The organism is Klebsiella sp. 7-CIP_Kleb. (assembly GCF_050378655.1).
Classification (GTDB): domain Bacteria; phylum Pseudomonadota; class Gammaproteobacteria; order Enterobacterales; family Enterobacteriaceae; genus Klebsiella; species Klebsiella quasipneumoniae.
In genome coordinates this window covers 203,788-223,370 of record NZ_JBNRLJ010000001.1, presented here as the reverse complement: position 1 = coordinate 223,370, position 19,583 = coordinate 203,788, and the positions used below count along the sequence as shown (strand labels likewise).

At 58.3% G+C, this 19,583-nt stretch carries 20 protein-coding genes and 1 pseudogene; 12 read left to right on the top strand and 9 right to left on the bottom strand.

Features of this window, described 5'->3' with window-relative positions; translation table 11 throughout:
* Nucleotides 1-50 precede the first annotated feature (50 nt).
* On the top strand, nucleotides 51-3,158 hold the full coding sequence (locus tag ACQUTI_RS01075) for a beta-galactosidase (RefSeq protein WP_122543025.1): 3,108 nt from the start codon (nucleotides 51-53) through the stop codon (nucleotides 3,156-3,158).
* Between the two features lie 54 nt (nucleotides 3,159-3,212).
* A complete protein-coding gene (locus ACQUTI_RS01070; protein ID WP_428923177.1) occupies nucleotides 3,213-4,478 on the top strand; it encodes an MFS transporter in 1,266 nt (421 codons plus the stop codon).
* A 30-nt stretch (nucleotides 4,479-4,508) separates the two neighbouring features.
* Here ACQUTI_RS01070 and ACQUTI_RS01065 read toward each other — a convergent pair whose 3' ends face one another.
* From ACQUTI_RS01065 to ACQUTI_RS01055, 3 genes are all read right to left on the bottom strand, one after another.
* Nucleotides 4,509-5,597: an AAA family ATPase gene (locus ACQUTI_RS01065; RefSeq protein WP_043519532.1), complete on the bottom strand. Its 1,089-nt coding sequence runs from the start codon at nucleotides 5,595-5,597 to the stop codon at nucleotides 4,509-4,511.
* Nucleotides 5,598-5,683: 86 nt separating this feature from the next.
* Nucleotides 5,684-5,944, bottom strand: a complete 261-nt coding sequence (locus ACQUTI_RS01060; protein WP_004205993.1) for a hypothetical protein — start codon at nucleotides 5,942-5,944, stop codon at nucleotides 5,684-5,686.
* Nucleotides 5,928-6,059, bottom strand: a complete 132-nt coding sequence (locus tag ACQUTI_RS01055) for a hypothetical protein (protein WP_023318188.1) — start codon at nucleotides 6,057-6,059, stop codon at nucleotides 5,928-5,930. The genes ACQUTI_RS01060 and ACQUTI_RS01055 overlap by 17 nt, the downstream gene beginning before the upstream one ends.
* A 181-nt stretch (nucleotides 6,060-6,240) precedes the next feature.
* On the opposite strand from ACQUTI_RS01055, the gene ACQUTI_RS01050 reads away from it, so the two are divergent.
* Entirely contained in the window at nucleotides 6,241-7,101 is an 861-nt protein-coding gene (locus tag ACQUTI_RS01050; protein ID WP_122543028.1) for a broad-spectrum class A beta-lactamase OKP-B-22, read from the top strand.
* A gap of 20 nt (nucleotides 7,102-7,121) precedes the next feature.
* On the opposite strand, the gene ACQUTI_RS01045 is transcribed toward ACQUTI_RS01050, so the two are convergent.
* Nucleotides 7,122-7,883: a DeoR/GlpR family DNA-binding transcription regulator gene (locus tag ACQUTI_RS01045; RefSeq protein WP_004205996.1), complete on the bottom strand. Its 762-nt coding sequence runs from the start codon at nucleotides 7,881-7,883 to the stop codon at nucleotides 7,122-7,124.
* Between the two features lie 260 nt (nucleotides 7,884-8,143).
* Between ACQUTI_RS01045 and ltnD the strand changes: the two genes are divergently transcribed.
* Genes ltnD through ACQUTI_RS01020 form a run of 5 tightly spaced genes read left to right on the top strand, consistent with a single transcriptional unit; the run spans nucleotide 8,144 to nucleotide 13,144 of the window.
* On the top strand, nucleotides 8,144-9,046 hold the full coding sequence (gene ltnD / locus ACQUTI_RS01040; RefSeq protein WP_004205998.1) for an L-threonate dehydrogenase: 903 nt from the start codon (nucleotides 8,144-8,146) through the stop codon (nucleotides 9,044-9,046).
* A gap of 11 nt (nucleotides 9,047-9,057) precedes the next feature.
* Complete coding sequence (gene otnK, locus ACQUTI_RS01035) at nucleotides 9,058-10,323, top strand: 3-oxo-tetronate kinase (RefSeq protein ID WP_122543030.1); 1,266 nt, start codon at nucleotides 9,058-9,060, stop codon at nucleotides 10,321-10,323.
* Nucleotides 10,316-10,936, top strand: coding sequence for an aldolase (locus ACQUTI_RS01030; RefSeq protein WP_122543032.1), 621 nt, complete (start codon nucleotides 10,316-10,318; stop codon nucleotides 10,934-10,936). Before otnK ends, ACQUTI_RS01030 begins: the two co-directional genes overlap by 8 nt.
* 4 nt (nucleotides 10,937-10,940) lie before the next feature.
* Complete coding sequence (locus ACQUTI_RS01025; protein ID WP_017900342.1) at nucleotides 10,941-11,723, top strand: HPr family phosphocarrier protein; 783 nt, start codon at nucleotides 10,941-10,943, stop codon at nucleotides 11,721-11,723.
* A 56-nt stretch (nucleotides 11,724-11,779) separates the two neighbouring features.
* On the top strand, nucleotides 11,780-13,144 hold the full coding sequence (locus tag ACQUTI_RS01020; protein WP_004206005.1) for a GntP family transporter: 1,365 nt from the start codon (nucleotides 11,780-11,782) through the stop codon (nucleotides 13,142-13,144).
* A 26-nt stretch (nucleotides 13,145-13,170) separates the two neighbouring features.
* On the opposite strand, the gene ACQUTI_RS01015 is transcribed toward ACQUTI_RS01020, so the two are convergent.
* Nucleotides 13,171-14,079, bottom strand: coding sequence for a helix-turn-helix domain-containing protein (locus tag ACQUTI_RS01015; RefSeq protein ID WP_428923176.1), 909 nt, complete (start codon nucleotides 14,077-14,079; stop codon nucleotides 13,171-13,173).
* Nucleotides 14,080-14,389: 310 nt separating this feature from the next.
* On the opposite strand from ACQUTI_RS01015, the gene kbvR reads away from it, so the two are divergent.
* Entirely contained in the window at nucleotides 14,390-15,001 is a 612-nt protein-coding gene (kbvR, locus tag ACQUTI_RS01010; RefSeq protein WP_004206009.1) for a LuxR family transcriptional regulator KbvR, read from the top strand.
* 29 nt (nucleotides 15,002-15,030) lie between these two features.
* Here the strand turns inward: kbvR and ACQUTI_RS01005 are convergent, their stop codons facing one another.
* Nucleotides 15,031-15,150, bottom strand: coding sequence for a small membrane protein (locus tag ACQUTI_RS01005; protein ID WP_138100189.1), 120 nt, complete (start codon nucleotides 15,148-15,150; stop codon nucleotides 15,031-15,033).
* Between the two features lie 398 nt (nucleotides 15,151-15,548).
* Between ACQUTI_RS01005 and ACQUTI_RS01000 the strand changes: the two genes are divergently transcribed.
* Nucleotides 15,549-16,766 carry a diguanylate phosphodiesterase gene (locus tag ACQUTI_RS01000; RefSeq protein WP_122543034.1) on the top strand — a complete coding sequence of 406 codons (1,218 nt, stop codon included), beginning with the start codon at nucleotides 15,549-15,551 and terminating at the stop codon, nucleotides 16,764-16,766.
* 20 nt (nucleotides 16,767-16,786) lie between these two features.
* Here ACQUTI_RS01000 and ACQUTI_RS00995 read toward each other — a convergent pair whose 3' ends face one another.
* The 3 genes and pseudogenes from ACQUTI_RS00995 to ACQUTI_RS00985 form a co-directional block, all read right to left on the bottom strand.
* Entirely contained in the window at nucleotides 16,787-17,299 is a 513-nt protein-coding gene (locus tag ACQUTI_RS00995; RefSeq protein ID WP_023318181.1) for a 2-oxo-tetronate isomerase, read from the bottom strand.
* Between the two features lie 169 nt (nucleotides 17,300-17,468).
* Entirely contained in the window at nucleotides 17,469-17,942 is a 474-nt protein-coding gene (locus tag ACQUTI_RS00990) for an Hsp20 family protein (RefSeq protein WP_017900339.1), read from the bottom strand.
* 450 nt (nucleotides 17,943-18,392) lie between these two features.
* Nucleotides 18,393-18,485 (bottom strand): annotated as a pseudogene (locus ACQUTI_RS00985) (hypothetical protein); the annotation flags it as partial.
* On the opposite strand from ACQUTI_RS00985, the gene ACQUTI_RS00980 reads away from it, so the two are divergent.
* Together ACQUTI_RS00980 and ACQUTI_RS00975 are read left to right on the top strand one after the other, a co-directional pair.
* Nucleotides 18,445-18,540: a YnaM/YnfT family protein gene (locus ACQUTI_RS00980; protein WP_272481999.1), complete on the top strand. Its 96-nt coding sequence runs from the start codon at nucleotides 18,445-18,447 to the stop codon at nucleotides 18,538-18,540. The pseudogene ACQUTI_RS00985 and the gene ACQUTI_RS00980 overlap by 41 nt on opposite strands.
* Nucleotides 18,541-18,878: 338 nt before the next feature.
* Nucleotides 18,879-19,550, top strand: a complete 672-nt coding sequence (locus ACQUTI_RS00975) for an SOS response-associated peptidase (RefSeq protein ID WP_428923175.1) — start codon at nucleotides 18,879-18,881, stop codon at nucleotides 19,548-19,550.
* The last annotated feature ends 33 nt before the right edge of the window (nucleotides 19,551-19,583 follow it).

Genomic DNA, 19,583 nt, shown 5'->3' with positions numbered 1-19,583 from the left:
TTCTTTATCCTGTTTAGCGATCGACATTTTCTGACTTACCGGGGATTACTATGCCAATAAGCGATACCAGTCGCCGCCACGCGCCTGACTTCCACGTCGTCCTCGCCCGCGAAGACTGGCAGAACCAGACCATTACCCATCTCAACCGCCTGCCAGCGCATCCCGCGTTCGCCAGCTGGCGCGATGAGCTTGCCGCCCGCGATAATCGCCCTTCGCCTCGACGTCGTCAGCTGGACGGCGAATGGCAATTTGCTTACGCCCGCAGCCCGTTTGCCGTCGATGCACAGTGGCTGACGCAAGACCTGCCAGGCAGCCGCGGGACGCCCGTGCCCTCCAACTGGCAGATGGAGGGCTATGACGCGCCGATCTACACCAACGTCCGCTACCCCATCGACACCATCCCGCCGCGGGTGCCGGAGGATAATCCAACCGGCTGTTACTCCCTGCACGTTGCGATCGATGACGCCTGGCGCACGGACGGACAGACGCAGATTATTTTCGACGGCGTCAACTCAGCGTTTCATCTGTGGTGCAACGGCGCCTGGGTCGGTTACTCCCAGGACAGCCGCCTGCCGGCGGCGTTCGATCTCAGCCCCTTCCTGCGCCCGGGCGACAACCGCCTGTGCGTGATGGTCATGCGCTGGAGCGCCGGCAGCTGGCTGGAAGACCAGGATATGTGGCGAATGAGCGGTATTTTTCGCTCGGTGTGGCTGCTGAATAAGCCGCACCAGCGGCTATGCGACGTGCAGCTGACGCCGACCCTTGACGCCCTCTGCCGCGACGGCGCTCTGCAGGTTCAGGCGACCGTCGAAGCGACAGAGGCGGCGCTTGCCGGGCTCTGCGTCGGTGTTAGCCTGTGGCGCGGCGAGCAGCCTGTCGCCGCCCATCGTCAGCCGTTAGGCACCCCGGCGGTGGATGAGCGCGGCCACTATGCCGAACGGGTCGATTTCTCCCTGGCGGTAGCGGCGCCGGCGCACTGGAGCGCGGAAACCCCGAACTGTTATCGCGCCGTGCTCACCCTGTGGCGTGGCGACGAACTGCTGGAGGCCGAGGCGTGGGATATCGGTTTTCGCCGCATCGAGATCGCCGACGGTCTGCTGCGCCTTAACGGCAAACCGCTGCTGATCCGCGGCGTTAACCGCCATGAACACCACCATTTGCGCGGTCAGGTGGTCAGCGAGGCGGATATGGTGCAGGACATTCTGTTGATGAAGCAGAACAACTTTAACGCCGTCCGCTGCTCACACTACCCCAACGCGCCGCGCTGGTATGAGCTGTGCAACCGCTACGGTCTGTACGTGGTCGATGAAGCCAATATTGAAACCCACGGCATGGTGCCGATGAACCGGCTGTCCGACGATCCGGCGTGGCTGCCAGCCTTCAGCGCCCGCGTCACCCGGATGGTACAGAGCAACCGCAACCATCCATGCATTATCATCTGGTCGCTGGGTAACGAATCTGGCGGCGGCGGCAACCATGAAGCGCTGTACCACTGGCTGAAGCGCAACGACCCGAGCCGTCCGGTGCAGTACGAGGGCGGCGGCGCGGATACCACCGCTACCGATATTATCTGTCCGATGTACGCCCGCGTCGAACGCGACCAGCCGATCCCGGCGGTACCGAAGTGGGGGATCAAAAAATGGATCAGCCTGCCCGGCGAGCAGCGGCCGCTGATCCTCTGCGAGTACGCCCATGCGATGGGCAACAGTCTCGGCAACTTCGCCGATTACTGGCAGGCCTTCCGCGAGTATCCGCGGCTGCAGGGCGGGTTTATCTGGGACTGGGCCGACCAGGCGATCTGCAAAACCTTTGACGACGGCAGCGTCGGCTGGGCCTACGGCGGCGACTTTGGCGATAAGCCGAACGATCGCCAGTTCTGTATGAACGGCCTGGTGTTCCCCGATCGCACGCCGCATCCGTCGCTGATCGAGGCGAAGCACGCCCAGCAGTATTTCCAGTTCGCCCTGCTGTCGACCTCGCCGCTGCGCGTGCGCATCGCCAGCGAATACCTGTTCCGCCAGAGCGATAACGAAGCGCTGCGCTGGCAGGTGCAGGCGGCCGGTGAACCCCTGTATCACGGCAACCTGACGCTGGCGCTTCCCCCGGAGGGCAGTGACGAGATAACGCTGCTTGATGACCTGATTATACCGCCAGGCGCCCGCGCGGTGTGGCTGACGCTGGAGGTGGTCCAGCCCCGGGCGACCGACTGGTCCCCGGCGGACCATCGCGTCGCCTGGCAGCAGTTTCCCCTGCCCGCCCCGCTGGCGCTGCCGGCGCCCACGGTGCCTGCCGGCGCCCCGGATCTGGTCGTCAGCGAGGAGGCCTGGCAGATCCGCGCCGGCACGCAGTGCTGGACCGTCGATCGGCGGACCGGTTTGCTGAGTGGCTGGTCGCTTGCCGGTCAGGAGCAGCTGCTGACCCCCCTGCAGGATCAGTTTATCCGCGCGCCGCTCGACAATGACATTGGGGTCAGCGAAGTGGAGCGCATCGATCCCAACGCCTGGGTGGAGCGCTGGAAAAGCGCCGGCCTGTTCGACCTGGAGGCGCGCTGCGTGCAGTGCGATGCCCAGCGCCTGGCGAATGAGACCCTTGTCGACAGCCGCTGGCACTACCTGCGCGGCGACGAGGTGGTGATTGTCAGCCACTGGCGCATGCGCTTTACTGCGGACGGAACGGTGCGGCTGACGGTGGACGGCGAGCGCGCGGAAACGCTGCCGCCGCTGCCGCGGGTCGGACTGCACTTCCAGGTGGCGGATCAGCAGGCGCCGGTGAGCTGGCTGGGGCTGGGGCCGCATGAGAACTACCCCGACCGGCGGAGCAGCGCCTGCTTCGCCCGCTGGGAGCAGCCGCTGGCGGCGATGAGCACGCCCTACATCTTCCCGACGGAAAACGGCCTGCGCTGTGATACCCAGGCGCTGGACTGGGGACGCTGGCACGTCAGCGGTCATTTCCACTTCTCCGTTCAGCCATGGAGCACCCGTCAGCTGATGGAGACCGACCACTGGCACAAGATCCAGGCTGAAGACGGGGTGTGGATCACCCTCGACGGCCTGCATATGGGAGTGGGCGGCGATGACTCCTGGACCCCAAGCGTGCTGCCGCAGTGGCTCCTGACCCAAACGCGCTGGCAGTACGAGGTCTCATTGCGTTGCCTTTAATCCGTGGGGGCGGCAGCCCCCACCCTACAAACAGAATAACAAGGGATCATGGTGATGAAATTCTCTGAACTGGCGCCGCGAGAACGGCATAATTTTGTCTATTTCCTGCTGTTCTTTTTCTTTTACTATTTCATTATGTCGGCCTATTTTCCTTTTTTTCCGGTGTGGCTGGCGGACGTTAACCATTTAACCAAAACGGAAACCGGGATCGTCTTCTCCTCCATCTCGCTGTTCGCAATTATTTTTCAGCCGGTATTTGGTCTGATGTCGGATAAGCTTGGCCTGCGCAAACATCTGCTGTGGACCATCACGGTACTGTTAATTCTGTTCGCGCCGTTCTTTATTTTCGTTTTCTCCCCGCTGTTGCAGATGAATATTATCGCCGGTTCGCTGGTGGGCGGGATCTACCTGGGGATTGTTTTCTCCAGCGGCTCCGGGGCGGTGGAAGCCTATATCGAGCGCGTCAGCCGGGCAAACCGCTTTGAATATGGCAAAGTGCGGGTCGCTGGCTGCGTCGGCTGGGCGCTGTGCGCCTCGATAACCGGCGTGCTGTTCGGCATCGACCCCAATATTACCTTCTGGATCGCCTCCGGCTTTGCGCTGGTGCTAGGTCTTCTGCTCTGGCTGTCGCGCCCGGAAAGCAGCAACAGCGCCCAGGTTATTGAGGCGCTGGGAGCCAATCGCCAGGCCTTTTCGCTGCGCACCGCGGCCGAGCTGTTACGTATGCCGCGTTTCTGGGGCTTTATCGTCTATGTGGTGGGAGTCGCCAGCGTCTACGACGTGTTTGATCAGCAGTTCGCCAACTTTTTCAAAAGCTTTTTCGTCATTCCGCAGCGCGGTACCGAAGTGTTTGGCTTCGTCACCACCGGCGGCGAGCTGCTCAACGCGCTAATTATGTTCTGCGCCCCGGCCATCGTTAACCGCATCGGCGCCAAAAACGCCCTGCTGACCGCCGGGATGATCATGTCAGTGCGCATTCTCGGATCGTCGTTCGCCTCATCGGCGGTAGAGGTGGTGATCCTCAAGATGCTGCATATGTTTGAGATCCCCTTCCTGCTGGTCGGGACCTTTAAATATATCTCCTCCGCCTTTAACCCGCGGCTCTCGGCCACCCTGTTCCTGATCGGTTTTAACCTGTCGAAACAGCTGTCCGGGGTGGTCCTTTCCGCCTGGGTGGGCCGGATGTATGACACCGTCGGCTTCCATCAGGCCTATCTGATCCTCGGCTGCATCACCCTGAGCTTCACCCTGCTCTCGTTCATCACCTTACGCGGCGGCAAAAGCCTGCTGCCAGCAGCGGAGACGCAGACCCCCGCCTGATCCCGGCGCTCCCGTCAGGGATGACGGGGTTTACGCCACAATGCGCGTTTCTCCGCCGCTATTCTCCAGCGCATAGCGCTGACAGGGCGCCCCAGCGGCGATAAGCTCCGCCAGTTCGGCCGAGTGGCTGGTCAGCCAGATCTGGCTGTAGCGGGAGGCCTCGATTATCAGCCGGGCCAGCGCCGGGAGCATGTCGCGATGCAGGCTGTTCTCCGGCTCATTGATCGCCAGAAACGCCGGCGGGCGCGGGCTGAGCAGCGCGACGGCGAGACAGAGAAAGCGCAGCGTGCCATCGGACATCTCCGCCGCCAGCAGCGGCCTGCGGATCCCCTCCCGGCGCATTTTCAGGGCGAAACGCGAGTGCTCGTTTTCACAGTAAAACTGGCAGCCGGGAAAGGCGTCGGCGAGGATCTCGTGCAACATCTCCTCCGCGCCAATCTCGACAATGGTCTGAAAGGCGGCGGCCAGATTATGGCCATCGCTGTCGAGCACCGGCGAACGATACCCCACGGCCGGCTGGCGCAGCGGCGAGTGGCGGCCAATGGCGAACTCATGGTAAAACCGCCAGCGGCGCAGGGTCTCCCGCACCCGCGACACTTCGGGAAAACGGTGCGGCTCGCCAAGCTGACCGAACACCGACTCGTTTTCATAAATACTCTCGGTGAAGGTGCTTTTCTCCCCGGTGACATCGACGAGGAACGCCGCCTGATTCTTGCGCTGCAGTACGCGGGAGGAAGGCCGACGGGAGTAGCCTGCCAGCCAGATGTGCTCTTCTTTGACGATGGGATCGAGCATGAACTGCGTCGGATAGGGCAATTTTTCCGGGAAACCTACCTGCAGTTCATAATCAAAGCTCTCCGTCCGACAGGCGATTTGCAGCCGGCGGGGATGGCGATCGAGGGGGGAACGATCTCCGGACCACATCATATTTTCCAGGCCGCCCTCTGCGCTGATAAACCCCGACAGCCTGCCGTCGGCAGCCGCGGTCAACAGATGGATGGCGTTGTAAATATTGGATTTGCCGCAGCCGTTAGGACCGAAGACAATGTTCAATGGCCCCAGCTCCAGTTCGATATCCCTGACTGAGCGAAAGTTTTGTATACGGATGTACTGAATCATGATGCGTCCTGGCCCGGAGAGAGAAGGCTGCCACAGTAGCAAAGCCGCGGCATGGATACTATCGCATCCCCTCACTCCGCCCGGGTTCAACAGAACATTTTTTTCATTCCGCGGGTCAGCGCCACCCGCGTCAGCTTATCGCTATCCTGATGGGCGTCACTAAAGACGCCAAAGAAATAGCGTTCATCGTCAATGGTTTGACTTACGATACGATAGCTGAGCGGTTGCCCGGACGGCGCACCGTATTGCGCAGGCGTCACCGAGACCTCGGTCGCATCGTCGGCGACGCTGACCAGCAGTCCATCCGCCTTACCGCCCACCAGCATGACCTTAATTATCGGGTGCACCAGTTCCTCCCGGGATGGCATAGATCATTGGCAAACCGCGCAGCGCGGCGGGCGTATCGTCAGCAATCAGCGGCGCCAGCCAGCGTGCGGTCTTAAGTACTTTCTTATAGTTCATTGCGGCCTTGAGTCAAAAAATAGCGTGCTTAGGCTGAGCTAAATATTGATTATTCGAAATAAAAGATGACAAATGATGAAGGAAAAAAGAGGAATTGTGAATCAGCAAAATACCGGGTTATTCTTATTCGTCACACCTTTTCTCGCCTTTATCGGCTCTTACACAAGGAAGTATTACGGTTATGCGTTATGTTCGCCTGTGCCTTATCTCCCTGATTGCCGCCCTGCCACTGGCGGTATTCGCCAGCCCTCAGCCGCTTGAGCAGATTAAAATCAGCGAAAGTCAGCTGGCGGGCCGGGTGGGCTATGTTGAAATGGATCTGGCCAGCGGCCGCACGCTGGCCGCCTGGCGCGCCAGTGAGCGCTTTCCGCTGATGAGCACCTTTAAAGTGCTGCTCTGCGGCGCGGTGCTGGCCCGGGTGGATGCCGGCGACGAACAGCTGGATCGGCGGATCCACTACCGCCAGCAGGATCTGGTGGACTACTCCCCGGTCAGCGAAAAACACCTTGCCGACGGGATGACCGTTGGCGAACTCTGCGCCGCCGCCATCACCATGAGCGACAACAGCGCCGGCAATCTGCTGTTGAAGAGCGTCGGCGGCCCCGCGGGATTGACCGCTTTTCTGCGCCAGATCGGTGACAACGTCACCCGCCTTGACCGCTGGGAAACGGAACTCAATGAGGCGCTTCCCGGCGACGTGCGCGACACCACCACCCCGGCCAGCATGGCCACCACCCTGCGCAAGCTGCTAACCACCCCCTCTCTGAGCGCCCGTTCGCAGCAGCAGCTGCTGCAGTGGATGGTGGACGACCGGGTGGCCGGCCCGTTGATCCGCGCCGTGCTGCCGGCGGGCTGGTTTATCGCCGATAAAACCGGGGCCGGTGAGCGGGGCTCACGCGGCATTGTCGCCCTGCTCGGCCCGGACGGCAAAGCGGAGCGTATCGTGGTGATCTATCTACGGGATACCGCGGCGACCATGACCGAACGTAACCAGCAGATCGCCGGGATAGGCGCGGCGCTGATCGAGCACTGGCAGCGCTAGCCCGGCGAAGGCCGCGCGCCTTACCCGGCGCGCAGCACCTCGCAGGCGTGCCGGGTGATATGGGCGGCAGCGGCATCGGAGAGATGCCGGTCGGTAATGATGGTGGTAAAGCGAGTCAAGGGCAACGCCATAAACGTGGCCACCTGATTGTATTTCGAACTGTCGCACAGCAGGATGCTTCTGGCGCTGACCTGGCTGACGGTCTCCTTGACGGTGACTTTGTTCTCATCAGGGGTGAAAATTCCGCGGCTGTCCCAGCCGCTGGCGGAGATAAAAGCCGTATCGATAGCCAGGTGGCGCAAGGTGCGCGCCGCCGACTCGCCGACGCAGGAGCGGTTCTCCCGGCACAGGGTGCCGCCGGTGTGGATCACCCCGCACTGGCTGGCATCTATCAGCAGCTGGGTTATCTCAAAATCATTGGTGACCACCTGCAGGTCGTCCCGGTCGAGGATGGCCCGCGCCAGCGCCAGAGTGGTGGTGCCGGCATCGAGATAGATGCAGCTGTTTTTGGCAATGAGACTGGCCGCCAGCGCGCCGATGGCCTGCTTCTCTTCACTCTGCAGGGTGCTTTTCACCAGATGACTGGGCTCTGCGGCCAGCCGGCTGACGGCGCGCACGCCGCCCGAGACGCTGACCAGCAGCCCCTGTTCTTCCAGCTTACTGACGTCCCGACGGATAGTCATATGGGACACGCCGAGGATCTCCGTCAGCTCATTAATGCTTACCGCCCCACGCTGCTCCACCAGGGCTAAAATACGCTGATGACGTTCAATTGGAATCACCGCTCTCCCCTTACCATTTTTTCACACCAGACCACACCACTCACGCCGGGAGCCTGACGATACCCTGTACTGTTATCGCGCTTGACCACTGTTTTTACGCTATTTTAGGGCAAGAATCGCCGTCGCGCAGCCACTTTCCGCCTGTGAATTTTTTATATTCATGTGGGTTATTCGTGATAACTCTCACATAATTTCACATGATAACGCTTTATTCTATCATTAAATCACATTAATTAACGAATATTCACAAGGAGACCATCATGACTGCACACACTAACGTCTGCGTGATTGGACTGGGTTCGATGGGCATGGGCGCCGCTCGCGCCTGCCTGCAGGCGGGCCTGAACACCTGGGGGGTGGACATCAACCCCGACAACTGCCGCGCGCTGCTGGAGGCGGGCGCCAAAGGCGCAGGCTCCAGCGCGGTGCCTTTCGCCGCTGAGCTGGATGCGGTCGTACTGCTGGTGGTTAATGCCGCCCAGGTGCGGGGGATCCTGTTCGGCGAGAGCGGCCTCGCCGCCCATCTGAAGCCGGGCACCGCGGTGATGGTGTCGTCAACCATCGCCGCCGCCGATGCCCAGGCGATAGCCGTAGCGCTGGCAGAATACCAGCTCTTGATGCTCGACGCGCCGGTATCGGGCGGCGCAGTGAAAGCGGCCGCCGGCGACATGACGGTAATGGCCTCCGGGAGCGATGCCGCCTTTGCCCGCCTCGCGCCAGTGCTGGATGCGGTGGCCGGCAAAGTCTACCGCATTGGGAGCGACATTGGCCTCGGCTCAACGGTGAAAATCATCCATCAGCTGCTGGCCGGGGTGCATATCGCCGTCGCCGCCGAAGCGATGGCCCTCGCCGCCCGCGCCGGCATCCCGCTGGAGACGATGTACGACGTGGTGACCCACGCGGCGGGTAATTCGTGGATGTTTGAGAATCGTATGCAACACGTCCTGGATGGCGATTACTCGCCAAAATCCGCCGTCGATATTTTTGTCAAAGATCTCGGTCTGGTGAATGACACCGCCCGGGCGCTGACCTTCCCGCTGCCGCTCGCGACCACCGCGCTGAATATGTTCACCTCCGCCAGCAACGCCGGATTCGGCCGGGAAGATGACAGCGCGGTGATCAAGATTTTCAACGGCATTACCCTGCCGGGCCATAAACAGTGAGGAGAGACAAGATGCAGCTTGGTGTCATTGCCGATGACTTTACCGGCGCCACGGATATTGCCAGCTTCCTCGTGCGCAACGGCATGCCGACGGTGCAGCTAAACGGCGTACCGCCCCACGAACTGCCGTTGACCAGTGAAGCGGTGGTGATCAGTCTGAAAACGCGATCCTGCCCGGTGGAAACCGCCGTCAGCCAGTCCCTGGCGGCCCTGCGCTGGCTGCAAGCCCGGGGCTGTCAGCAATTTTATTTTAAGTATTGTTCCACTTTCGACAGCACCGCGCAGGGTAACATTGGCCCGGTACTGGATGCGCTGCTGGCAGAGCTGGGCGAGACGCGGACGGTGATATCACCGGCGCTGCCGGTGAACGGCCGCACGGTCTATCAGGGGTATCTGTTTGTCGGCCAGCAGTTGCTCAATGAGTCCGGGATGCGCCACCATCCGGTGACGCCAATGGAGGATGCCCACCTCGGCCGCTTAATCGAACGCCAGGGCGGCGGTAAAGCGGCGCTGATAGCCTGGCCGGTTGTCGATCAGGGGCCGGAAGCGGTCGCTGCCGCGCTGGCGGCCATCAGCGATCCGGCGGTGCGCTATGTGGTGCTCGATGCCCTTAGTGAACAGCATTTGCTGACCCAGGGGGCGGCGCTGCGGGAGATGAAGCTGGTCTCCGGCGGCTCTGGTCTCGCCATCGGCCTCGCCCGCGACTGGGCGCAGCGCCACGGAACCCAGGGTGAAGGATCCCTGGCGGGCATGCCGCTGCCCGGCCCGGCGGTGGTGCTCTCGGGCTCTTGTTCGCTGATGACCAACAGCCAGGTGGCGGCCTATCGTGAACAGGCTCCCGCCCGCGCCGTTGACTTAAGCGCCTGCTTTACCGATCTCGAAGGCTATGTCGGGACGCTGGCAGCCTGGGTGGACGCAAACCGCGATGCGCCGCTGGCGCCGATGGTCTATGCCACCACCGAGCCGCAAACGCTGCAGCGGATCCAGGCGCAGTATGGCGACAAGGCCAGCAGCGAAAGGGTGGAACAGTTGTTCGCCGCCCTCGCCGCCGCGCTGAAAGCGAAAGGATTCACCCGCTTTATTGTGGCTGGAGGGGAAACGTCGAGCATCGTGGCGCAGACGCTGGGGGTCGAGGCGTTCCATATCGGGCCGACGATCTCCCCTGGAGTTCCCTGGGTGCGTGACACCCGCCAGCCGCTCTCCCTGGCGCTGAAGTCAGGGAATTTCGGCGATATCTCGTTCTTTGCCCGTGCCCAGCAGGAGTTTTGTCATGACTGAGCAACAGCTGCGAGATGAGATGGTGCAAATTGGCGCCTCGTTGTTTAACCGCGGTTATGCCACCGGCTCCGCCGGCAATCTGTCGCTGCTGCTGCCGGACGGCAACCTGCTGGCGACGCCGACCGGCTCCTGCCTGGGCGAGCTGCAGGCGCAGCGGTTGTCGGTGGTCACCCTGCAAGGCGAATGGCTCGCCGGCGACAAACCGTCGAAAGAGGTCGCTTTTCACCGGGCGGTCTATTTGCATAACCCGGCCTGCAAGGCGATCGTCCACTTGCATAGCCACTATTTGACCGCGCTCTCCTGCCTGCAGGGGCTCGATCCGCACAATTGTTTTCGCCCCTTTACTCCCTACGTGGTGATGCGGGTCGGCGACGTCCCGGTGGTTCCCTACTACCGACCGGGTGACGACCGCATTGCCGAGGCGCTGGCCGGGCTGGCGCCGCGCTATAACGCCTTTTTACTGGCCAACCATGGTCCGGTGGTCACCGGCTCATCGCTGCGCGAAGCCACCAACAATACCGAAGAGCTGGAAGAGACCGCGCGGCTGATGTTTACCCTCGGCAATCGCGAGATCCGTTACCTGACCGCTGACGAAGTGGATGAACTGAGATAAAACCATGCCAAAATTCGCTGCAAATTTATCCATGCTGTTTACCGAACTGCCGTTCCTGGACCGCTTTGCCGCCGCCGCCCGCGCTGGTTTCGAAGCCGTGGAGTTTCTGTTCCCCTATGAGTATGCCGCCGGGGAAATTAAACAGCGCCTGCAGGAAAACCAGCTGCAGCTGGTGCTGTTTAATACCCCGCCCGGCGACGTTAACGCCGGGGAGTGGGGTCTCGCCGCCCTGCCGGGCAGGAGCGCCGAGGCCCGGCGTGATATTGAGCTGGCGCTGGAGTATGCCTGCCAGCTGGATTGTCCGCAGGTGCATATCATGGCCGGCGTGGTGCCGCCGGGGATGGATCGCGCGGCCTGCGAGGCCGAGCTTGTCGATAACCTACGCTACGCCGCCGAGTGCTTTGCCCGCCACGACAAGCGAGTGCTCATTGAAGCCCTGAATCCGCAGACCAAACCGGGCTATCTCTACCACAGCCAATATCAGACGCTGGAGATAGCGAAGCGGGTCGACCGGCCAAACATCGCGGTGCAGTTAGATCTGTTTCATGCGCAGAAAGTGGACGGTAATTTAAGCCATCTTATTACAGAGTATGCCGGTCAGTACCGCCATATTCAGATAGCCTCCCTGCCCGACCGCCATGAACCGGACGAGGGCGAGATTAATTATTCATGGATCTATGCGTTACTGGATAAAGCGGGCTATGACGGTTGGATCGGCTGCGAATATATCCCCAGGGCGGATACCCTTTCCGGACTGGAATGGTTTTCGCCCTACCGGAAAAAATAAAGCGCGGTGCTAAAAATATAACTCTCTGTATACCTGTTAATACCCGAGGCAAAACTATGTCGACATCGGCGCTGTTACTTATTGCGTTAGCCAGCGTAGTGCTGTTGCTCCTGCTGGTGATCAAAGCTAAAGCGCATCCTTTTGTGGCGCTCCTGATCGTTAGCCTGCTGGTGGCGTTCGCCACCGGCATTCCGGCGGATAAGATCATTACCACCATTGAAAAAGGGATGGGCGGCCTGCTCGGCCATATCGCCAGCATTATTATTTTGGGATCAATGCTGGGGGTGCTCATTGAAATATCCGGCGGCGCCGAATCGCTGGCGAAAACGCTGACCGGCGTGCTGGGTTCTAAACGGACGATTGCCGCCTTAACCATCGTCGCTTTTATTCTCGGCACGCCAGTCTTCTTTGAAGTCGGCTTTATTATCATCATTCCGTTAATTTACGGCTTCAGTAAAGTCGCTCATATGTCGCCGTTGAAGTTTGGCCTGCCAATGGCCGGAGTGATGTTAACCGTCCACGTGGCATTGCCAACCCACCCTGGCGCGGCGGCCGCGGCAGGTATTCTGCATAGCGATGTCGGCTGGCTGATGCTGGCGGGGATTGGGGTGTCGGTCGTGGTGGGTATCGTGGGTTATTTTGTCGCCCGGTCGATCAATCAGCGCCATTATCATCTGTCGATTAACGTGCTGGAACAGCAGCAAACGGCCGAGGTGCCCGACCTCTCCGTCAACGCGCAGCAGACCCGACTGGCGCCGCCGAATGCGCTGGTTATCGGCGGGCTGATCGTGGTGCCCATCGTGCTGATTGTTTCCGGAACGCTGTGTCAGGCCTTGCTGCTGCCGGAAAACGCGATTCGCCAGCTGATGACCGTCATTGGCACCCCGCCCGTCGCCCTGCTGATCTCCCTGGGGCTGGCCAGCTGGACGCTGGGCATCCGGCGGGGTATGAACCTGAAAAAGCTGGGAGAAGTGACCGGCAGCGCGATCCCCTCCTCGGCGGACGTTATCCTTGTCGCTGGCGCCGGCGGCGCCTTTGGCGGGGTGCTGGTCGCTTCCGGCATCGGCAATGCCTTAGCCGAGGCGCTGGAGACGATTCATCTGCCGCTGATGCCCGCCGCTTTCCTGCTGTCGCTGGTGCTTCGGGCCTCGCAGGGCTCGGCCACCGTGGCGATCCTCACCACCTCCGGCCTGCTGTCACAGGCGGTTGCCGGGCTGGAGCCGCTCCAGCTGGTGCTGGTGACGCTGGCGACCTGCTTCGGCTCACTCGGATTGTCACACGTCAACGATGCCGGATTTTGGGTGGTCACGCGCTATCTGGGGCTCTCGGTGCCGGACGGACTCAAAACATGGACCGTACTGACAACCATCATGGGGGTGACGGGCTTCCTCATTACCTGGCTGCTGTGGTTTTTACTGTGAAGTTTATTTGGGTGGCTCCGGCCACCTTATTGGGTCCCCCTCGCGGGGACTGACTCATTATCGCTGCCCGGCTGCTGAGCCGCCGCTTTCAGCGTCACCGGTATAAAATAGCGTACGTGATAGCACCTCTCTTCTGTATCTCCGCCTTCCGTATGGCGTGCCATGAAACATTCTATGTCATACCCGTCGCGACGGCTTACCCCCAGCGTTGGCAGCAGATCCAGATAGAGATTGCTGGACAAACGGGCATAGCGTGACCAGCTGCCGTAGAAATCAACTCCGACATAGAGTCCCGACCGGGCGGTCAACGTGGACGATGGCTTTCGCGTCTCATGACAACCAACAAAGGCGTTAATCTCGACGTTAAGCTCATTTTGACGCGCCGCGGCGTAATCAGAGAGTATGGAAAGCGAGCCTTCTCCGGCGGTAAAAAAACGGTCAACCTTTTGTCTGATAGCCGTCTTGGCGGTGCGTTGCAGCACCATATCCGACAGGCGCAGTTCATACTTCATCGGGTAGCCATAATAGACCCGCTCCGGCAGGGAACAGATCCGCGCCAATGGCAGACGTTCATCATCAGGGGAGAATTTTTTTAACAGTTTTGCCGTATCCCAGTGCGCTGCGCATCGGTATTCCCGTGGCGAAAGCGAGAACCGTTTCTTAAACTCGCGGGAAAAGGTCTGCGGCGAATCGTAACTTAACTGCCAGGCTATAGCGGCGATCGGTTGTCGCGTTAAGCGCAGACTGACCGCTGCGATGGTCAAGCGCCGCAGGCGAATATACTGCCCGATGGGTAACCGGCCGTATTGATAAAACACCTCGTACACAAACCGACGCGAATAGCCCATATACTGTGCCAGGTCATCGATCGCCGGGTTACAGTAGATATTATCCTCCAGCCACGCCAACATTTTTAAATAGAGTTTCTGCTTCATAAGCACTACATACTTCCTGTAATCTTGTCCTCCGCTAATTCTAACAACAGATACTGGCTATCACTAAGCTTTTTATGCATCGCAAAAATAAAAAATCATCAAAACGCTTAAAACGCTGATCGATATATCCTTAACATTTTGTTTATTAGGAACTTTCGCATACCAATACACCGATATCTCACTTTTCCAGGCAGATATTGCATTAATGAAAAACATCCCTTAGATTACCCCGGCTAAAAAACGTCTGCACCTCACCATTATATTCTTTAATTTATTCTGACACCTTTTTAATACCCAACAGGGAAGTTATATGACGAATTTTTTGATCAATATAAAAAATCACTATTTGCGGGTTGCTATTGCGGAACTGGTGGATGAAGCGATGAAGACCTACGGGGGATCAGAGTATCAGTTTTCTCAACAATGGAACGCGGATGGGATGGCGCAAGCTAATGTGATCTTCACGGAAATGGTGGCGGGAGAATGGTACCTGTGTCATGACCTGTTTCAGCATGCCCCAGAGCAATACACGCTTTTTATTTTTCAGGATAATGAACAAGCTACCGCCGAAGAGGGTTTACCCAACTGTCTGCGGCAGGCGGTGTTTATGCCTCCCCACGCTCCCGTTCAGCTTCTTAAAGATGAGATAGCCAGCGCGATTCAGCGCTCCCTGCCACCTCATCATGACCCATCCTTCAATCGCCTGCGGCGTTGCATCAATTGCGCCTGCAAGACGGTAAGCGATGCGCAAACCAAAGTCATTTACGCATTCAGTATTGGATTAAGTCCGCATGAAGTCGCCGCGGCGCTTAAAATTAGCCATAAAACAATTCATTCGCATAAAAAGAATATTATGTGCAAGTTCAATTTAAACAGCCGCCAGCAATTTAACAACCTCGTAAAACTACTCGCAAGACGTTAATACAATCGCCATTGTATTACCTCTGAAGATTATCTTCTGGAACGGAAGACGTAGCGTCTTTTGCGTCTTTCCCGAATGTAAGAAACACCACTCCACAAAGAAATAACGGGACAGAGAATCAGGCATAAAATAATAAACAAGTCACTCATAGCAGACCTAAAAAAAGAAATTTAACCTGGACTGATATTATGCATTCTATTTTATCGAGGCAAGACCAGCATCGCTTTTTGAGAGCGTGAAATAGAATGGTAAGATAATTCCTGGTGACGAGTATTAACCGGCTAGTTAATACGCTGAGCCAATATTTCAAAAAGGGCGATCGGTCTGTTTGCCCTTTTTTGCATTGAGCATGCGAAAAAGATAGCTAAACTTTAGATTCCCTGTAGAGTGAAGGTAGTCACCAAGTGAAACTCACGTTCTGCGTGCGGACATCACGGTTAGTTAAAGGGCACCAAACACAGACTCCCTATCTGGGGGGCAGGCCATACTTTTCTCAACATGCGCTGTACAGGCCATCGCAGCTTTGCTGCAGCGACCGGAATGACTAATGCTAACCACCCTGATTTATCGCAGCCAGGTTGATCCTGACCGCCCGCTCACCGATCTCGACGCTTTAATTCATCGCGCCTGCGGGAAAAATACGCCCCTTGGCATCACCGGCATTCTGTTGTTTAACGGCCTGCAGTTCTTCCAGGTGCTGGAAGGGAGCGAAGAGAGTCTGGAGTCGTTATTCCACGAAATACAAAGCGATCCGCGCCATCGCGATGTGGTTGAGCTGATGCGCGACTATTCGGCCTACCGTCGCTTTCGCGGCACCGGGATGCGCATGTTGGATCTCCGTCTTTACGATGACGATGGCGCGCTGGAGGAGATCCTGCGCATTAGCTCGTTCGGGGTCACCGAGCCAATCAACGACCGGATGTTCCGACTGATTAACGCCTTTATCGCTAACGGTGGGCGCTATTGTCTTCCCGAGCCGTTGCAGCCTTCTCGCTGGACGATGAAGGCCGCCGCGAGCACAGCCACGCCGCGTCATCTGCCCGATCAACCCTGCCAGTTTGCCTTGCAGGCTATCGTCGAACCAGCGAAAAAGCGAATCTCCTCCTTTGAAGCGCTGATCCGCAGCCCCACCGGCGGATCCCCTGTGGAGATGTTTGCCGCCATCCCGGCGGAGGATCGTTACCGTTTCGACCTCGAGAGCAAAGCATATGCCTTCTCTCTCGCAAGTCAGCTACCGCTTGGCAAACACCAACTGGCCATTAACCTGCTGCCCGGTTCGCTGTATAACCATCCTGACGCCGTCGGCTGGCTGATGAACAGCCTGCTGGCGGCCGGCCTCAGGCCGGACCAGGTGCTGATAGAGGTCACCGAAACGGAGGTGATCACCTGCTTCGACCAGTTCCGCAAGGTGCTCAAAGCGCTGCGCGTCGCGGGCATGAAGCTGGCCATCGATGACTTTGGCGCGGGTTACTCCGGCCTGTCGTTACTGACCCGCTTTCAGCCTGACAAAATTAAAGTGGACGCAGAGCTGGTGCGCAACATTCATATCAGCGGCACCAAGCAGGCGATTGTCGCCTCGGTCGTCCGCTGCTGCGAGGATTTAGGCATCACGGTCGTGGCGGAAGGCGTTGAAACCCTGGAGGAGTGGTGCTGGCTACAGTCGGTTGGCATTCGCCTGTTTCAGGGCTTCCTGTTCTCCCGGCCTTGTCTGAATGGCATCGGGGAGATTTTCTGGCCGGTAGAGCGCCAGGCTGCGGATCTGTAAAGGCGCAGCGTCCGGTAGCGTCACTGCCAGTGGGCGAGTTTTTCGCCCAGCGCTGCCATGGCGAAGCGCACCGCTTGTGCCACCACTGCCTCGCAGTCACCGGTAAAGCGCATCCGTTGGGTTTCGATCTGGCCGCGAAAGTTCCATGCAAACCATACCGTCCCGGCGGGAGTTCCATCCTCCCCTCCTTCCGGCCCCGCATAGCCGCTGATGGCGATGGCGATATCGGCCCCGGCTAACGTCAAAATACCGGTCGACATTTCCTGAACGCACGCTTCGCTGACAGCGCTATGTACCGCCAGGGTTTCCGCGCGGACCTGGAGCACGTTGCGCTTGGCTTCATCGCTGAAGGTAACCACGCCGGTATCATAAAAGGCCGCGGTATCAGCCTGAGCACAGAGCGCCGCCGCCAGATTGCCACCGGTGCAGGATTCCGCCGTGGTCAGTCGCCAGCCTCTCGCAATAAGCGCCCGGGCCACCCGAGCGGTCAATTCATGGGTATTTTGTGCGTCTTTATCGATTTGGTCCGTCATTCTGACACCTCGCCGACTTTTAGAAGGAACACAGCCTCACAGGCCCTGTTTACAGGATAGCATATCGATTTCTCTGATCGCCGGGAGGCCGTTTACGCCTCCTTTAGCGGATAATATAAAGGCCCGCAGCGCGGGCCTTGAAATGAATAACTTTAGGACAGAGGCGCAATCAAACTTTATGCTCGATCACCCTGCCTTGATTCTCAATCGCAATTTTGCGCGGTTTTTCGCTCTCGGGTATTTCCTGATGGATAGCAATTTTTAAGATCCCGCTATCCAGCTGCGCCTGATTAATCTGGGCGTGTTCAGGAAGGGAGAAACTGAGCTGGAAATCAGCCCGACGAATGCCTTTATAAATCCAGCCCTGGCTGCCGCCGGAATGATTTTCGGTTTGCGCGCGCTTGCCGGTAATATGTAAATTACCGCCTACGGTCTCTATTTCCAGTTCATCATCTTTCCAGCCTGGTACGCTGACGCTGAGCAGAAAATTACTGTCATCCACTTTCTGTAAATCGTAGGCAGGTAAGGTACCCACCGGCGTATCGCCAGTTAACTGGCTGAAAAGACGGTCAATACGATTAAAGCGATCGGCAAAAAGGGAATCAGCAAATACCGGGAGTGCTGACAAGGTTTTGAGTGCCATCATTAACCTCCTGAATATCCATTCAAAAGCTCAACATAAAGGCAAGCATTGCTTGTCCGCTATATAAAATAATAGCAAAAGCGCGTTTTTCAAGACCTGAAATAAAAATTTTCTTCGTCAGTCACCGTGAGAAATAACCAGGTCAGGTGGCAAAGTAACCCCCGCCCGACGGCGGGGGTGTGGTGCTTCTGAGTCCCATAACTGATGCTGTTTAACATTCAATAAACAGAAGCGACATGTATATATAACTTGTACAATGGGATGTCAACGCCCGAAACACGACGCATCCCCCTGCCAGTGGCTTCCTGCAACAGCGCAGGGAGAAACACGGCTCCCCGCATTATCCCTCCGTCAAGAGCGGTGCCTCGATATGACATCCGCCTCGCTGGCGCCAGACGGAAAGACGCTGGTGAAAAGATAATCCGCCAGGGAAGGAACCTTTCTCGTCCCCCCGTGCCTAATAATCTGCATACGCACTTTCTGAGGCATCATAATGACCAGCATTTTTATCTCTACCACCCTGTTCGCCCTCTTCGCGTCGATGTTGATCGGTCTGGGGATGGTATGGAGAGGCATCTCCAACAACCCGGATAACTAATCTTTTTCTACGCCGTTGCCTTTCGTCTGTTGCAGCGGCGGGTAAACACCCCACCTTCAACTCCATCTACACGCCTTGTTCAGGCGACATATACTCAGTACTTGCGCCTGCGTACATTTTTCGCAATAGCAATTCACATGGTGAATACGTAACTTCAATTAATATATTTCAGGCCAGAATTATGGCCTGCAATATAGGCAACTTAAGTAGTATGTGCCTAAGCGTCAGCTATAAGCCTGCGAAAAGAATTCACAATCGCATGATTTCAAAATCATGTCTAACCACGCCCCTTCCCTGCTGAACTATACTTTCCTTCCGATATCTGGCTGGAGGTGGCGATGTGCGGACGTTTTGCGCAAGCGCAGACGCGGGAAGCATATTTGGCGTTTCTCGCAGAAAAGGCCGAACGCGATATCCCCTGGGACCCGGAGCCCATTGGGCGGTATAACGTCGCGCCAGGGACAAAAGTGTTACTCCTGAGTGAAAGGAATGAGCAACTCCACCTCGATCCCGTTCACTGGGGCTATGCGCCGGGATGGTGGGATAAATCACCGCTGATTAATGCCCGGGTTGAAACCGCTGCCACCAGCAGGATGTTCAAACTGCTGTGGCAGCACGGGCGGGCGATCTGCTTCGCCGACGGCTGGTTTGAGTGGAAAAAGGCCGGAGAGAAAAAGCAGCCCTACTTCATCCAGCGCAAGGATGGCCAGCCGATATTTATGGCCGCTATTGGCAGCACGCCCTTCGAACGCGGGGATAGCGCCGAAGGATTTTTGCTGGTGACCGCTGCCGCCGATCGCGGTCTTGTCGATATTCATGACCGCCGGCCGCTGGTCCTGGCGCCGGAAGCCGCCCGGGAATGGATGAGGCAAGAAGTCACCGGCGCGGAAGCGGCGGAGATTGCCAGGGACGGAGCCGTCACCGCCGACGATTTCATCTGGCATGCGGTATCGCGGGCGGTCGGCAATGTCAACAATCAAGGGCCAGAGTTAATTGAGCCAGTAGAATGAACGCATGATTCTGTGAGCAATCCCCACCTGATG

Excerpts from the sequence above, each read along its gene's own strand:
- ACQUTI_RS01075 (WP_122543025.1), top strand. The coding sequence starts at position 51 with ATGCCAATAAGCGATACCAGTCGCCGCCACGCGCCTGACTTCCACGTC.
- ACQUTI_RS01070 (WP_428923177.1), top strand. The coding sequence starts at position 3,213 with ATGAAATTCTCTGAACTGGCGCCGCGAGAACGGCATAATTTTGTCTAT.
- ACQUTI_RS01065 (WP_043519532.1), bottom strand. The coding sequence starts at position 5,597 with ATGATTCAGTACATCCGTATACAAAACTTTCGCTCAGTCAGGGATATC.
- ACQUTI_RS01055 (WP_023318188.1), bottom strand. The coding sequence starts at position 6,059 with ATGAACTATAAGAAAGTACTTAAGACCGCACGCTGGCTGGCGCCGCTG.
- ACQUTI_RS01050 (WP_122543028.1), top strand. The coding sequence starts at position 6,241 with ATGCGTTATGTTCGCCTGTGCCTTATCTCCCTGATTGCCGCCCTGCCA.
- ltnD (WP_004205998.1), top strand. The coding sequence starts at position 8,144 with ATGACTGCACACACTAACGTCTGCGTGATTGGACTGGGTTCGATGGGC.
- otnK (WP_122543030.1), top strand. The coding sequence starts at position 9,058 with ATGCAGCTTGGTGTCATTGCCGATGACTTTACCGGCGCCACGGATATT.
- ACQUTI_RS01030 (WP_122543032.1), top strand. The coding sequence starts at position 10,316 with ATGACTGAGCAACAGCTGCGAGATGAGATGGTGCAAATTGGCGCCTCG.
- ACQUTI_RS01025 (WP_017900342.1), top strand. The coding sequence starts at position 10,941 with ATGCCAAAATTCGCTGCAAATTTATCCATGCTGTTTACCGAACTGCCG.
- ACQUTI_RS01020 (WP_004206005.1), top strand. The coding sequence starts at position 11,780 with ATGTCGACATCGGCGCTGTTACTTATTGCGTTAGCCAGCGTAGTGCTG.
- ACQUTI_RS01015 (WP_428923176.1), bottom strand. The coding sequence starts at position 14,079 with ATGAAGCAGAAACTCTATTTAAAAATGTTGGCGTGGCTGGAGGATAAT.
- kbvR (WP_004206009.1), top strand. The coding sequence starts at position 14,390 with ATGACGAATTTTTTGATCAATATAAAAAATCACTATTTGCGGGTTGCT.
- ACQUTI_RS01005 (WP_138100189.1), bottom strand. The coding sequence starts at position 15,150 with ATGAGTGACTTGTTTATTATTTTATGCCTGATTCTCTGTCCCGTTATT.
- ACQUTI_RS01000 (WP_122543034.1), top strand. The coding sequence starts at position 15,549 with ATGCTAACCACCCTGATTTATCGCAGCCAGGTTGATCCTGACCGCCCG.
- ACQUTI_RS00995 (WP_023318181.1), bottom strand. The coding sequence starts at position 17,299 with ATGACGGACCAAATCGATAAAGACGCACAAAATACCCATGAATTGACC.
- ACQUTI_RS00990 (WP_017900339.1), bottom strand. The coding sequence starts at position 17,942 with ATGGCACTCAAAACCTTGTCAGCACTCCCGGTATTTGCTGATTCCCTT.
- ACQUTI_RS00975 (WP_428923175.1), top strand. The coding sequence starts at position 18,879 with ATGTGCGGACGTTTTGCGCAAGCGCAGACGCGGGAAGCATATTTGGCG.